At 68.8% G+C, this 11,868-nt stretch carries 12 protein-coding genes; 5 read left to right on the top strand and 7 right to left on the bottom strand.

What is annotated here, in order from left to right; genetic code table 11:
• Positions 1-23: 23 nt before the first annotated feature.
• The 5 genes from ACQ1RG_RS16390 to ACQ1RG_RS16370 form a co-directional block, all read right to left on the bottom strand.
• Positions 24-836, bottom strand: coding sequence for a siderophore-interacting protein (locus ACQ1RG_RS16390; RefSeq protein WP_101624955.1), 813 nt, complete (start codon positions 834-836; stop codon positions 24-26).
• A 127-nt stretch (positions 837-963) separates the two neighbouring features.
• On the bottom strand, positions 964-2,298 hold the full coding sequence (locus ACQ1RG_RS16385; RefSeq protein WP_101624956.1) for a glutaminase: 1,335 nt from the start codon (positions 2,296-2,298) through the stop codon (positions 964-966).
• A gap of 217 nt (positions 2,299-2,515) precedes the next feature.
• A complete protein-coding gene (locus tag ACQ1RG_RS16380; RefSeq protein WP_101624957.1) occupies positions 2,516-2,872 on the bottom strand; it encodes an antitoxin in 357 nt (118 codons plus the stop codon).
• 151 nt (positions 2,873-3,023) lie between these two features.
• The gene (locus tag ACQ1RG_RS16375; protein ID WP_342474217.1) at positions 3,024-3,668 is read right to left on the bottom strand and encodes a response regulator transcription factor; all 645 of its coding nucleotides are present in this window, start codon (positions 3,666-3,668) and stop codon (positions 3,024-3,026) included.
• Positions 3,665-4,948: a histidine kinase gene (locus ACQ1RG_RS16370; protein WP_430600292.1), complete on the bottom strand. Its 1,284-nt coding sequence runs from the start codon at positions 4,946-4,948 to the stop codon at positions 3,665-3,667. The genes ACQ1RG_RS16375 and ACQ1RG_RS16370 overlap by 4 nt, the downstream gene beginning before the upstream one ends.
• Before the next feature lie 109 nt (positions 4,949-5,057).
• Between ACQ1RG_RS16370 and ACQ1RG_RS16365 the strand changes: the two genes are divergently transcribed.
• The 3 genes from ACQ1RG_RS16365 to ACQ1RG_RS16355 all read left to right on the top strand — a co-directional run bounded on the left by ACQ1RG_RS16365 (position 5,058) and on the right by ACQ1RG_RS16355 (position 7,749).
• Positions 5,058-6,401 carry an MFS transporter gene (locus tag ACQ1RG_RS16365; protein ID WP_430600291.1) on the top strand — a complete coding sequence of 448 codons (1,344 nt, stop codon included), beginning with the start codon at positions 5,058-5,060 and terminating at the stop codon, positions 6,399-6,401.
• Positions 6,402-6,499: 98 nt separating this feature from the next.
• Positions 6,500-7,498, top strand: coding sequence for an IS481 family transposase (locus tag ACQ1RG_RS16360; protein ID WP_430600857.1), 999 nt, complete (start codon positions 6,500-6,502; stop codon positions 7,496-7,498).
• 92 nt (positions 7,499-7,590) lie between these two features.
• Complete coding sequence (locus ACQ1RG_RS16355) at positions 7,591-7,749, top strand: hypothetical protein (RefSeq protein WP_430600289.1); 159 nt, start codon at positions 7,591-7,593, stop codon at positions 7,747-7,749.
• Between the two features lie 5 nt (positions 7,750-7,754).
• Here the strand turns inward: ACQ1RG_RS16355 and ACQ1RG_RS16350 are convergent, their stop codons facing one another.
• Positions 7,755-8,462, bottom strand: coding sequence for an LmeA family phospholipid-binding protein (locus ACQ1RG_RS16350; protein WP_063249156.1), 708 nt, complete (start codon positions 8,460-8,462; stop codon positions 7,755-7,757).
• Positions 8,463-8,501: 39 nt separating this feature from the next.
• Here ACQ1RG_RS16350 and ACQ1RG_RS16345 point away from each other — a divergent pair, with 39 nt between their 5' ends.
• Entirely contained in the window at positions 8,502-9,422 is a 921-nt protein-coding gene (locus ACQ1RG_RS16345; protein WP_342474214.1) for an SCO6745 family protein, read from the top strand.
• Here the strand turns inward: ACQ1RG_RS16345 and orn are convergent.
• Positions 9,419-10,036: an oligoribonuclease gene (orn, locus tag ACQ1RG_RS16340; protein WP_009379384.1), complete on the bottom strand. Its 618-nt coding sequence runs from the start codon at positions 10,034-10,036 to the stop codon at positions 9,419-9,421. The genes ACQ1RG_RS16345 and orn overlap by 4 nt on opposite strands.
• A gap of 232 nt (positions 10,037-10,268) precedes the next feature.
• Here orn and ACQ1RG_RS16335 point away from each other — a divergent pair, with 232 nt between their 5' ends.
• On the top strand, positions 10,269-11,861 hold the full coding sequence (locus ACQ1RG_RS16335; RefSeq protein ID WP_063249155.1) for a hypothetical protein: 1,593 nt from the start codon (positions 10,269-10,271) through the stop codon (positions 11,859-11,861).
• Positions 11,862-11,868 lie beyond the last annotated feature (7 nt).

Genomic DNA, 11,868 nt, shown 5'->3' with positions numbered 1-11,868 from the left:
TCCCCGCGGAGACGCCCAGCGGATCAGTCGATCTGACCGATGGGCTCGCGCTTCTCGGCCTGGAACTGGTCCTCCGCGCGTCCGCGCGCCCAGTAGGCCGAGATCGACAGCGACTCGCGGGGAACCTCGCGCTCCTTGAGGATGCGGCGGATCGCCTTGATCGTCTCCCGCTCCCCGTGGGCGAAGACCTGTGGGGTTCCCTCAGCCCAGTCGAGGTCGCGGACGGCGGCGATGAGCGCCTCGTCGTCATCGACCCAGGTCATCGTCATCCCTGCGGGAACCTCGGGCAGCAGACGGTCCTCGGCGTGGGGGACATTCGCGATGATGTGTCCGGTCGCCGCAGCGTCCATCTCCTCGAGCGCGGAACTCACCGCGGGGATCGCCGTGTGGTCGGCGATGAGCAGGTGCCAGGGAGCGTCCGGGTCGGGTCGGTAGGCGCCGCCGGCCCCCATCGCCACGAGCGTGTCACCCGGGGCCGCGGTCCGCGCCCACGGGCCGGCGATGCCCTCGTCTCCGTGGACGACGAAGTCGATCGTCAGCTGCCGATTCTCCCTGTCCATCTCGCGCACCGTGTACGTGCGGTTGCGCGGCAGCCTCTCGGGGGAGTGCTCGCGCAGTTCGGCGAGATCGTAGGGCGGGGTGAGTCCGTGCGCGGGGTCGGCGAAGATGATCTTGACGTACTTGTCCGTGGCGTCGTTGTCCCTGATCGCGTCGAAGCCCTCACCGCCCGCGGTGATGCGGATGAGATTGGGCGTGACCGCCTCGGTCGCGGTGACCGTGAGGATCGCCTGCGGGCGTTCGGGTCGCTTCGTGCGGGCAGGGGCGTCAGTCGTCATCGGAGACCTTTCGTTCGCGTTCGGTTAGGTTTACCTTAGCAAACAGGGGCGGTCGGCCCGTGCGCGTGAGCGAGGCACCCCACGAGTACGGCCTCCCACGCAGTCGAGGCCCGCCGACCCGCAGCGTCTACGAGGTCCGATCGGCGAAGTCGTCGCGGACTCGCCGCAGACCGCGCAGGTCGAGGTTGCGCAGCTCCTTCGGGGAGTCGACGATCTCGACATCGGGCAGTGCCGAACCGCTTCCGGCGCATCCCATCGTGTCCTCGGGGTCGAGGAGGACGACGCGCTTGCCCTCGCCCTCGAGCCGACGCAGCGCTTCGACGATCATCCGGCGGGCCACCTCGTTGATCGAATACACCCGGCGCATGTCGAGGGCGAAGACGTCGACGGCGTCATCGGGCGCGGCGATCTCCCGCATGACGTTCTCCGCCCCGGCCCACTGGATGAGGCCCTGGAGGCTGACGATGCGGACCATGTCGCCCTTCGCGTCGACGAAGCGGCGGTCGCGGCGGATGATCGAGCGTGCCGGTTCGGGCGCATTCATGATGTGGAGGCCGAGGTCGGCCGAGAGCGAACGGAAGATCTTCGCCCCGCGCACACTCGTGCCGTGCCGATCGAGCCGGGGCGAGAACGTCGCGATGCCGAGCTGACCGGGCAGGACGCCGAAGAGCCCGCCGGAGACGCCGCTCTTGGCAGGCACCCCGACCTCGGTCATCCAGTCACCGGCGGCGTCGTACATCCCGCACGTCATCATCACTCCGAGCACCTGCCGGTTGACACGCGGCGAGAGCACCTGCTCGCCCGTGAGCGGGTTCGTGCCGCCCCCGGCCAAGGTTGCCGCCATGATCGCCAAGTCCTTGACGCTGACGAGGACTGAGCACTGGTTGATGTAGCCGTGGACCACCTCGTCGGGGTCGTCGGTGATGACCCCGTAGGAGCGGAGCATGTTCGCGATCGCGATGTTGCGGTACGCCTCACCGAGTTCACCGTCCGCGATGTGCTCGTCGATGCGCAGCTGGCGTCCGGCGAAGCGCGAGAGACCGGCGCGGACGATCTCCGTGCGCTCGGCCAGGGTGGCGTCCTTCCCGCCGAGGAGGGCGTGGACGGTGAGCGCCCCGGCGTTGATCATCGGGTTGAGCGGCTTGCCCGAGGACTTGTCGAGGGAGAGCTCGTTGAAGGCCTCACCCGTGGGTTCGACGCCGACCTTGTCGAGGACCGCCGGCAGACCGAGCGCTTCGAGCGCGAGACCGTAGATGAAGGGCTTCGACATCGACTGGATCGAGAACTCGAAGTCCGCGTCCCCCGAGTCGTATTCGACCCCGTCGAGGGTGGAGATGCAGATCGCGAGCTTCGTCGGGTCGGCGGATGCGAGGTCGGGGATGTAGTCGGCGGTGGCGCCGCTGAGATCGTAGCGATGACGCTCGAGCGACGCGTCGAGGAAATCGGGGATCGGTGATCGCATGGCACCTCCTGTCGTCGGTTCGGGGTCCGCGAGGGCTGCGACCCGACTGCCATTCTCACACACTGGTGCGTCCCGGCAGTGTGGGATCGCCCACCCCGGACCAGGCGGGCCCGGGAATGCACGACGCCCCCGCACGGACGGACCGTGCGGGGGCGGGGGAGCGGATCAGCCGTGAGACCCGGGCCGAACGCTCAGCGTCTGACGAGAGATCAGCGCCTCAGGAGGCGTCGGGCCGGTTGCGGGGGTCCCGCGGATCGACGGACCCGTCGGGTCGGTGCGTCTGCGGACGGTCCGAGCCGGGGTCTCCCGGGCGGACATCCGGACCGGGTCCGGAGCGGAAGTCAGGACGCGTTCCCGGGTTGCGTCCATCGGTGCCGATCGCACGGTCGGCGGCGTCGCGGGCACCCTTGATCTTGTCGCTGTACTTGCCCTTCGTCAGCGAATCCGCGGCACCTGCCGCCTTGTCGAGCACCTGATCGCTGAACTTCTCCATCTTCTCGGAGTTGAGCTTCTCACGGACCTTGGGGTCGTTGGCGAGGTTCTTCGCCTTGTTGAGGAACTTGTCGAAAGCCATGGTGGCGCCCTTCTTCACAGGTGTGGTTCACAGATGTGATGGTCAGCACCGATCGTAGACTCACAGACTGAGTCGGTCCTGGCAAACGCGTCCGACGCAGCTTGGGAGGCTCGGTTCGGTCGGCGGCCCGCGGACCGGTGGTTCCCGGGTCCTATCTCGCCGAGGTGTACCGCAGCGCCGCCTGGACCCGGGACTCGACGCCGAGCTTCGTGAGCACCCGGGAGACATGGGTCTTCACCGTCGCCTCGGAGATCCCGAACTCCCGGGCCAGCGTCCGGTTGTTCTTCCCCTCGGCGATCCCCGCGAGGACCTCGAGTTCACGGTCGGTGAGATCGTCGGGCAGGGCGGACGGCTCGGACTCCTGCCCCGCAGGTTCAGCCGGCAGCGTCGAGAGCATCGCGACGACGCTCGCGGTGACCTCGGGTGAGAGCACGGTGTCCCCGGCCTCGGCCCGGAGCACCGCGTCGATGAGTTCCTCGGCCGAGGCGTTCTTGAGGAGGAAGCCGGCGGCACCGGCACGCAGCGCCGCGAGGATGACATCGTCGAGTCCGAAGGACGTGAGCATGAGCACCGCAGGCCCCGTGCCCCGCAGCGCGCGTGCCGCAGCGACCCCGTCGAGGACGGGCATGCGCACATCCATGAGGACGATGTCGGGCCGCAGCGCCCCCGCCATGCTCACGGCGACCGCACCATCGGCGGCCTCCCCGACGACGGTGATCTCCGGTGAGGTCTCGAGCACCATGCGGATGCCTGCCCGCACAGCGCCGTGGTCATCGGCGATGAGGACGGTCGTCATGGGTTCTCCTCCTCATTCCCCGCCGAGGCGCTCGTTCCCGCCCGCAGGTGCGTCGGCAGGATGATGACGGCGCGGAACTCTCCCGCCGTAATCGCGAAATCCGCCGTGCCGCCGAGGCGGTGGAGACGGCGGACGATGTTCTCCAGTCCCCGCCCGGTGCCGACGAGACCGCTGCCGGCTGGCCCGCCGCCGGGCCCGGAACCCGTGGCATCCGGTGCGGAGACCGGGTTGGCGACGACGAACGTGCCGGGCCGCTTGGCGGTGATCGTCAGCTCCCGGGGGTCGGCGTGTTTGACGACGTTGGCGAGGAGTTCCGCGAAGACCGGGCGCAGCGCCTCCTCCTCGGCGCCGTCGAGCAGGCGCAGGCTCTCCTCCCCGGTGACGCTCACCCCGAGACCGCGGGCGAGAGCGAGCGTCTCGGACACCGAGGCCGCCGGATCCGTGGTGTCGGTGTCGGCGCTGAGCACGTCGATCATCCGTCGCAGCTCGCTGAGCGCCAGGTCGGCGGAGGCGTGGACGGTGGTGAGCACCCGCGCGCGCACCGCTTCGTCGCCGGTCGCGAGCGCGGCCTGGGACTGCAGCGCGATCGCAGAGATGTGCCCGGCGACGAGGTCGTGGAGGTCCTCGGCGGCAGCGGCGCGCACCTTCTGTTCGGCGAGCCGAGCGCTCACCTCGGCGGTGCGGTGGGCGAGGACGGCCATCTGCGTCTGCGCATCGGCCCGGGAACGTTCGGCCTCGGCTCGGGCGCGTTGGGCCTCGGCGGTGTTCCGGTGCTCACGGACGCTGCTCGCCCACAGGGCGGGCAGGAAGACGATGAGCGCGGCGAGCAGGGAGAACTGGAAGGCCGCGGACACCTCCGCGCCGAGAGCGAAGGCAATGAGCCCGGTGACAACAGGGACCGCCCCGGCAGCCAGGGACACGGTCTTCGCGACCGGCCGCGGAGCGTGGCCGACGAGGGCGAAGACGAGCTGGAAGATCAGCCACAGGGCGAAGTTGTGCCCACCGGAAAGGAGGTCGACGCCGAGGCCTGCGAGGATGCTCACCGTCGAGACGAGCACACGGGAGGCGAAGAGCGTGCCGACGAACCCGCAGAGCACGAGGACCGGCAGCGCGACGGCTTCGGGGACGATGTCGATGGCGAACCACCGGTCGCGGGGGCCGAGGACGATGAAGAGGATGCCGATGCTGCTGAGCACGATCGCGGTGACGAGGTCCTCGAGATCGACGCTCGGCAGCCCCGGCACGCGGATGTGCCTGGGGGAGGGCCTCGTCGACGACATGGTCTGAGTCTAATGAGGCACACCCCGGTCCGGATCATCCCAAAGTCGTACGCCCGGATGCGACTTCGGACCGACGCGCACCACAGGTCCCGGTTCCTAGCCTGAGGTCATGGACTCTCCGCACACACCGACGAACCGGCAGCCCGGGGGTGCCGGGACACCCGGGACCTCCACCCGGCAGCCGCGAGTGCAGGGCGCGGCCGGCTTCTTCAGCGGACCGGCCGAGCTCCTCGAATTCGTTCTCCCGCTCGCCACCGCCCAGATCCTCGGTGCCACCCCCGCCCAGACCGGAGCACTGCTCGCCGTTCAGTTCCTCGTCTCCCTCCTCGTGAGGCCGGTGGCCGGTGTCCTCGTCGACCGCGCAGGGAGTGAGCGGGGCACGCTTCTGCTCGCGGCTGCCGGGGCGGGATGCGGTGCGCTCTCCTTCGGCCTCTACGCCGCCGCGACCACCGTGCCCCCGGCCTTCGCCGCCGCTGGTCTCGGCGGCCTCGGCGGCGCGTACTTCTGGGTGGCGGTCCGCGCCCACATCGCCTCACGCATCGACTCCGGAGACGACCGTTTCGCCGCACTTATGGAGAGCGAGTCCTCCGGCGCGTGGATCGCCTTTCTCGCCGGCATCCCGCTGTTCCAGATCGCCGGAGCACAGGCGATGTCCCTCGCCTGCGCGGCCTCGTGCCTCGTCGCCGGTGTCCTCCTCGCGCTCACTGCCCTCACCGGCTCCGGCCGGCTCACCGGCTCAGACCGCCTCGTCGCGAGACCCCTCACGCCGGTCGACGCCCGGAACCTGTTGCGGTCCCTACGCGGAATCCTCGTCCTCGCCGGCGTCGTCGCCTTCGCCGAAGGCATCGTCTCCCTCCTCCTTATCCTCCACCTCATCGGGCAGCTCGGCTTCGACCTCGGCGCGATCGCGCTCGTCTATCTGCCCGGGGCGATCGTGCTCAGCATCGCCCCGAAGCCGTTGCACCGACGTGTCCGCCGGGTGCCTCCGCACCGGATCCTGCTCGTCGGTCTCGGCTGCTCCGCCGTGTTCGCCGCGGCACTGGTCGCCCGACCCGGCCCTGTGGCCCTCGCGGTGCTCTGGATCCTCTCCGCCCTGTGCTTCTCGCTGCTCGTCCCCCTGCTCGAACGTCTCGTCGCCGAGGTCTCCGGTAGGCACGCGGGTCGCGGATTCGGGTGGTACCAGAGCGCGGACCTCCTCGGCTCTGCAGCAGGTGCCCTCGCCGCCGGTCTCCTCTTCGGAGCGGGACTGTGGGAGGTCGCGACGATCGGGGCGGGGCTCCTCCTCGTCGTCTCCGGCGTCCTCGGCCGGCGCAGCCTCCGGTCCTTCGCAGCCGTCGCGACAGCACCCGAGCACACTCCACCACCACAGCACCATGATCAGGGAAAGGGGCTGAGCCCAGCCATGAAGAGAACCGCCACCACCCTAGCTGTACTGCCCAGGCAGGTTGGTTGAATTCTTGCGACGACACGATCTGAATTGATGGGATGACGAAAGCCCCCTGATGTGGAGTGGAGCTGTCTAAGAAACCGCTTCACAAACAGGAGGCCTTCGTGTCCCACGCTAATGCAGCATTGACCCCAAAAGCACGTCTGAAGATTGCCCGGCTCATCGTCGACGAGGGCTGGAGTGTCTCCACCGCGGCGAAGCAGTACATGGTCTCCTGGCCCACGGCCAAACGGTGGGCGGACCGCTACCGCGCCCACGGTGAGGACGGCATGGCCGACAAGCCCAGCCGGCCGCGCTCGAGCCCGAACCGCACCCCGCAGGCCATGGTAAAGAAGATCGTGGCCTTGCGCTGGCGCAAGCGCATGGGACCGGTCCAGATCGCCTTCCACCTGGGCCTGGCCGCCTCGACGGTGCATGCGGTGCTGGTGCGGTGCCGGATCAACCGGCTGCGCTACATCGACAGGATCACCGGCGAGCCGATCCGCCGCTATGAACACTCGTATCCCGGGGCGATGATCCACGTGGACGTCACCAAGTTCGGCAATGTCCCCGATGGCGGCGGACATCGGTTCCTGGGCCGGCAGGCCGGGGAACAGAACTCACGGGCGACGGCGAACCGCACCGGCCAGCGCACTTCCAGCGGGCATCCGAGGCTGGGTACCGCGTTCGTGCACACCGTGATCGATGACCACTCAAGGATCGCCTACGCGGAGATCCACAACGACGAGAAGGCCCTCACGGCCATCGCCGTGCTCGAGCGGGCCGTGGTCTGGTTCGCGGCCCGGGACGTCGCGGTGGAGCGCGTTTTGAGCGATAACGGCTCCGCCTATCGCTCGCACGCCTGGCGTGATGCCTGCACCGACCTGGGCATCAAGCACAAGCGGACCCGGCCCTACCGGCCCCAGACCAACGGTAAGATCGAGCGCTTCCACCGGACCTTGAACGACGGATGGGCCTACGCCAGGCTCTATGGCAGCGAGACCGCGCGCCGCGAGGCCCTACCGGCATGGATCCATGAGTACAATCATCATCGGCCCCACACCGCTATCGGGAACCAGCCACCCATCAGCCGCTTAACCAACGTCGCTGGGCAGTACACCTAGCCGTCCACCTCGGCATCTACGCCGTCGCGCAGATCGTCTTCGCCGTCGTCGCCCAGAGCTGGCCGTGGGAGGTGATCACGGGAGGGACCTCGGTGACGACCCTGCTGACGTGGAACGCCGAGGGCTCGCAGCTGCAGAGGCTGGTCGGGTCGGTCTCACGCATCTGGACCATCGTCGTGCTCGTCGACATCGTCTGGTCCGGCTACCGGATGCTCGTGCCCAAAGAGCGGACCGAGCCCACAGAGGAGTGAGCGCCTCAGCGCAGCATGACTCCGGAGCCGTGGAGGCTGACCCGCAGACCGTCGTCGGCGGGTTTGATGTCGGTGAGCTCGAGTCCCGCGGGCAGGGTCTCGAGGTCGATGACGATGTCGGAGATCGCCGAGGTGAGGAACCCGGGAAGGGTCGAGAGGTCGACCTGCGCGGAGCCGAGCTGCAGCGTCGTCGCCGAGACGAGGATCCGCCTCGCCTCCGCACGGGTGTCGATGCCGATGCGCACGTCCTGACCGAGCAGGGAACCCGTGAGGACGAGCCCGCTGGCACTGCTGTCGAACGCCATCCCGTCGGGCAGAGACGCCTTCTCCTTCGCCAACCGGTCGATCGTCGTCAGCGGGATCGTCGCTTCGGCGTCGACCGTGCCGACCGGACGCGAGGAGTCGGTGGGGACGTCGAAGAGCTTCGCGTCGACGTTCGTGAAGTCGATGCCCTCGTAGGTGGCCTTGGCCGCGGTCACGCGCACCGCATCGAGACGGCCGGCGGCGAGCTGGGTGAGGACAGGGAAGCCCTCGACGTCCACCTCGGTCTCACCGTAGGACTTCAGGCCCTCGGCGATGCGCTGTTCGGTGAGACTGTCGACGATCCTGTCGGCGGCGATCGCGCCGACGATGAGGGTGAGGACGACGACGATCCCGGAGACGATGAGGGTTCTGCGGCGGCTGCGGGGGCGGGCGTACTCGCGGGTCGTCATGGCCTCCATTGTTCCATCGCGCACGCCTAGGATGGGGTCATGGACTCGACTCGCACGCAGAACATCAGGACTCTCTCAGCCCGTCTCAACTCGTTCCACTCGTCCATCTACTTCTCCGAGACCGTGGGCCGCTCGTTTGCCGAGCTCGGCCTCGAACCCGGGGTCGAGGCGAATATGGCCGCCCGATCGGCCCCGATGGGCCGCGTCACGGCAGGGGTCGTCGCCGGGACCTTCTCCAACTACTCGCCCGAGTTCATCGCCACCATCGTTCCCCGCGTGTGGGACGTCGTCTCGCCCGACGTCATGGTCTCCGCCCGCTTCGACGCCGTCTCCCTCTACTTCGAGGAGCTCTTCGGGACCCGGGACGACATCGCCCTGCTCACCGAGGCGGCCACCGAACTCACCACCACACTGACCCCGGTGCGGGCGGACCTCGACTTCTCCGGGCGGGCGCTCGCCGCCGCGACGGCCGACGCCGTCGACGCCCACACCCCGGCGACTGCTTTCGAAGCTCTGTGGGACACCGCGACGGTGCTGCGCGAGTTCCGCGGCGACGGTCACGTCGCCGCCCTCGTCACTGCGGGCGTCTCCGGCATCGAGGCGCTCCTCCTCGACGTCGCCACGGGTGCGGGTTTCAGACCGCGCGCGGCACAGAAGACCCGAGGGTGGAGCGACGAGGCCTGGCAGTCGGCGCAGGAGAGCCTCGCCGAGGCGGGGCTGATCACCCTCGGCACGGACGAGCGCGGGTACCCGCTGCCGGAGATCACCGACGCGGGACGACAGCTCAAAGAGGAGATCGAGATCCTCACCGACGGCACCGTGACCGCAGCCTGGGCGCGGCTGAGCGACGAGCAGATCGCCGCACTCGTGTCCCCGAGCCGCACCCTGGTCAAGGTCTTCGCCCAGGCAGGCGCCTTCCCGGCCTCGATCTTCGCCCAGCCGGCGAAGAAGACGAGCTAGGCCCCCGCCGCCGAACCGGGTGCCGTCGAGGCATCGGACTCATCGTCGGCGGAGAAGGCGGCGACCACCTCGGCGGCGATCGCCTTCGCCTCATCCGAGGTCGGACCAGCGGAGGAGAAGACGGCGCGACGGTAGTAGGCGAGTTCGACGATCGAATCGCGGATGTCTCCGAGCGCACGATGTCCGCCGCGCTTCTCCGGCGCCTGGAAGTACGCGCGCGGGAACCACTGCTTGGCGAGCTCCTTGATCGAGGAGACGTCGATGATCCGGTAGTGGAGGTAGTCGACGAGCTCGGGCATCTGCTTGCTGAGGAACACCTTGTCCGTGCCCACCGAGTTCCCGCCCAACGGCGCCTTCCCGGCCTCCTTGACATGCGACTTCACATAGTCGAGGACCTGGGCCTGGGCGTCGGCGACGGTCGTTCCCGCATCGAGTTCGGTGATGAGGCCCGAGGAGGTGTGCATCTGGGTGACGAAGTCATTCATGTTCTCCAGCGCCTGCGCCGAGGGCCGGATGACGATGTCGACGCCCTCGTCCAGGGGCCTCAGTTCGAAGTCGGTGACGATCGCGGCGATCTCGATCAGTTCGTCGCGCGCCTCGTCGAGGCCGGTCATTTCGCAGTCGATCCACACAATTCTGTCGTTGCTCACCCTGCAAGCTTATACGTCGCCCTCACCCGAGAGCCCTGCGGTGGTGTGGGCGACGACACACGCTGAGTGCATCCGCAGAGCCCGTCCCAGCTCAGTGGCCTAAACTTGTGCTGTCGTCTGCCCACACGGGCGGACAAGGATATTCGCGAGTTGAGGAGAAGGTTCCCGCGTGCGTTACACACTGGCTGTGATTCTCATGGTGGTGGGTGTCGTCGTCGCCGGCCTCGGTCTGCTGCAGAAGACCCTGTGGGCCCCGGACGACACGATCACCGCCACGACGCAGATCGACGGCTCGGCACCCGCCGTCGTCGTCGACCCGGGGATGCTCAATCTCTACGAGACCCCGGCGACGCTCACCGCTGAGGGCACCGGCGACTTGACGATCGCCCAGGCCCCGATCGAGAGCATCGACGCGTGGATCGGTGACTCGGCCGCCGCGCGCATCACCGGCCTCGCCTCCGAGGGCGGCCTCACCGTCGAACCCAAGGACGGCGCCGAAGAGGTGCCCAACCCCGCCGGGGCCGACCTGTGGGAGGCGGAGACGACCGGCAGCGGCACCGTGAGCCTCGACTGGGACGCCGAGGCGAACCGCACCGGGTTCCTCATCGCCGGCTCCGGACAGCCGGGCGAGGTGAGCTCGGTGACCCTGTCATGGCCGAGCAATGCGGCGACTCCGTGGGCGATCCCGCTGATGATCGGCGGCGGCGTGATCTTCCTCATCGGGCTCGTCCTCCTCTTCCTCGGGCGCCGCACCGCCAAGCGCGAAGCCGACCGGCGTCAGGCCCGCCAGGACCGTCGTCGCAAACTCGCCGAATACGGCACCGCCTTCGCCATCGTCCCCGTGCTCGCGCTCAGCGCGTGCGGACCTGAAGAGCTGCCGAAGCCCGAACCCTCGGCCGCGCCGACGACCCCGATGGCCGGGGTGAGCAGCACGCAGGCCGAGCGCATCCTCGGTGCCGTCGCCGACGGTGTCGCCGCCGCCGACAAGGACCTCGATGCGAAGGCGCTCGAGGAGCGGGCGACCGGTCCCGCCCTCGACCAGCGCGGGGCCGCCTACGCGGTGAAGAAGAAGGTCAAGGACCACGACCTTCCCCCGGCCGTGGCCGCCGACGACATCGTCGTCAACTACACCGCCGCCACCGACACCTGGCCGCGGGTCACCAGCCTCATCACTTCGGCCGGCGATGCCACTCAGCTCCTCGTCCTCACCCAGGAGGATCCGCGCTCGGACTACAAGCTGTGGTCGCAGACTCGGCTCGTCCCCGGCACCGAGCTGCCGGAGATCGCCGACGCCCGGCAGGGCTCGCCGCTGCTCGACGCCGAGGCGGACGGGTATGCGAAGACCCCGAAGCAGACCATCGCCGACTACGCGAAGGCGCTCGGATCGGGTGCCGACTCGAAGGAGGCGAAGAGCTTCGAAGCCGACGACTTCGCGAAGTCGATCTGGGCCAACCAGAAAGAGCAGCGCAAGAGCGCCGAGGCGGGCAAGGCGAGCGTGAAGTTCTCCTACGATCCGGGCAACCAGATCGTCGCACAGGGCACTGCCGGCGACGCCGCAGTCGTCACCGGAGTCATCGAGGCGACGTCGACGATCACACCCCAGTCCGAAGGAGGACGGACCGGTACGCTGACGCTGAGCACCCCGCAGAAGGAGCTCACCGGAGAGTCGAGCACCCAGAAGCCGGTGTCGACCTCGACGTATCAGGTGCTCACGTTCCTCGTGCCGAAGGACGGCAAGGTCCGACTCATCGGCGGACTCGAAACCCTCAGCGGAGCCAAGCTCGGCTGACCAGCCA

The organism is Brevibacterium sp. K72, from assembly GCF_050562175.1.
Taxonomy (GTDB): Bacteria; Actinomycetota; Actinomycetes; order Actinomycetales; family Brevibacteriaceae; genus Brevibacterium; species Brevibacterium casei.
Note: the sequence above shows the minus strand (reverse complement) of the source record. Positions and strands in the feature narration are given on the sequence as shown.

Excerpts from the sequence above, each read along its gene's own strand:
- ACQ1RG_RS16390 (WP_101624955.1), bottom strand. The coding sequence starts at position 836 with ATGACGACTGACGCCCCTGCCCGCACGAAGCGACCCGAACGCCCGCAG.
- ACQ1RG_RS16385 (WP_101624956.1), bottom strand. The coding sequence starts at position 2,298 with ATGCGATCACCGATCCCCGATTTCCTCGACGCGTCGCTCGAGCGTCAT.
- ACQ1RG_RS16380 (WP_101624957.1), bottom strand. The coding sequence starts at position 2,872 with ATGGCTTTCGACAAGTTCCTCAACAAGGCGAAGAACCTCGCCAACGAC.
- ACQ1RG_RS16375 (WP_342474217.1), bottom strand. The coding sequence starts at position 3,668 with ATGACGACCGTCCTCATCGCCGATGACCACGGCGCTGTGCGGGCAGGC.
- ACQ1RG_RS16370 (WP_430600292.1), bottom strand. The coding sequence starts at position 4,948 with ATGTCGTCGACGAGGCCCTCCCCCAGGCACATCCGCGTGCCGGGGCTG.
- ACQ1RG_RS16365 (WP_430600291.1), top strand. The coding sequence starts at position 5,058 with ATGGACTCTCCGCACACACCGACGAACCGGCAGCCCGGGGGTGCCGGG.
- ACQ1RG_RS16350 (WP_063249156.1), bottom strand. The coding sequence starts at position 8,462 with ATGACGACCCGCGAGTACGCCCGCCCCCGCAGCCGCCGCAGAACCCTC.
- ACQ1RG_RS16345 (WP_342474214.1), top strand. The coding sequence starts at position 8,502 with ATGGACTCGACTCGCACGCAGAACATCAGGACTCTCTCAGCCCGTCTC.
- orn (WP_009379384.1), bottom strand. The coding sequence starts at position 10,036 with ATGACCGGCCTCGACGAGGCGCGCGACGAACTGATCGAGATCGCCGCG.
- ACQ1RG_RS16335 (WP_063249155.1), top strand. The coding sequence starts at position 10,269 with ATGGTGGTGGGTGTCGTCGTCGCCGGCCTCGGTCTGCTGCAGAAGACC.